Origin of the sequence: Streptomyces ossamyceticus, from assembly GCF_001418475.1 — a bacterium.
GTDB classification, from domain to species: Bacteria; Actinomycetota; Actinomycetes; order Streptomycetales; family Streptomycetaceae; genus Streptomyces; species Streptomyces ossamyceticus.
Genome location: NZ_LIQX01000990.1, coordinates 1 through 1193, shown reverse-complemented (window position 1 = coordinate 1193; position 1193 = coordinate 1). Strand labels below are relative to the sequence as shown.

General features: G+C 68.7%; 1 protein-coding gene and 1 pseudogene. One reads left to right on the top strand and one right to left on the bottom strand.

Annotated features, from left to right (window positions below):
* Positions 1-252: pseudogene (locus AOK15_RS48240) on the bottom strand (transcriptional regulator); the annotation flags it as partial.
* Positions 253-616: 364 nt separating this feature from the next.
* Here AOK15_RS48240 and AOK15_RS41255 point away from each other — a divergent pair.
* A partial coding sequence (locus tag AOK15_RS41255; protein WP_079058980.1) for a bifunctional DNA primase/polymerase occupies positions 617-1193 on the top strand: 577 nt, incomplete at its 3' end.

Here is a 1193-nt window from a genome sequence, read left to right as displayed (position 1 = left end):
CTCGTCGATCGTGACCGTACGGCCCAGCTTGCGCCCCAGCGCCTCGGCGATGATCGCGGGAGCCCGGCCCCGCGGCTGCTGTCCGCGCAGCCAGCGCGCGACGGACGTCTTGTCGTAGCGGAGGTCGAGTCCGTGCTCCGCGCCGCACATGTTGACCCGCCGGGCCAACCCGGCGTTGGAACAGCCCGCTTCCTGGATGAGCGCCTGCAGCCGTTCGTTCGGCTGCCTGGCGACGAGCGGCCTTGCGGCCATGGCGTACCCCCTGTGGCTGTGATGCCTGCCCACGCTTCGAGTTGACGTGTCCTCAGCGGCCGGTCCCCTTCGAGCACACGGACATACGACTCGGTGCGCGCGCCGAACACGCGTACCGAAAGCGCATACCCAGATGTCGAAGGGATCCGGCCTCGAAGATCAATGCCCCGCCGACATACCGAAGATGCGAGACATTCCACGATTGCCGGGGTAAACACGGATGCTGTACCCCACACGTGGCTACCCGGCTCACTCGGTGATCCCGCCCGCGCGCCCCCGGACATGCACCCATGCGCCCCGGCCCGATCGCCGATGCTCTCCCCCGCGCATGTGACATCCGTAACCACTGATGAGCGCTAGAGTTGTGTTCATCGTGGAAGAGACCATCGCGGGCCCTGAAGCTGCCCAAATCCCGAAGCAGCGTGGTGAAACGCTGCTGGACACCGCCGTTCGATACGCCGAAGAACGTCACTGGGACGTGTTTCCCGGTGCGTGGCTGGAAGCAGTCGACGGGGTGCAGCACTGCTCTTGCGGCAACACCACGTGCGCGACCCCCGGCGCGCACCCGGCGCGTGAGGACTGGGCGACCCAGGCGACAGGCAGTGCGACCGTCGCACGCCGTCTGTGGTCCAAGCAGCCGACCGCCTCGATCCTGCTGCCGACAGGGCGTACGTTCGACACGATCGACGTTCCCGAGACGGCCGGCCTGCTGGCGCTGGCCCGGATGGAGCGCATGGATCTGACGCTCGGCCCGGTGACCTGGACGCCGGACCGCCGGATGCACTTCTTCGTGCTGCCGGGCGCGTCGGTCAAGGTCCCCGATCTCGTACGGAAGTTGGGCTGGTCCCCGCTGTCGCTCGACCTCAGGGCGCTGGGCGAGGGCGAGTACGTGGCGGCACCGCCGACCCGGTACGGCTCGCGGGGCGCCGTGCAGTGGGCGC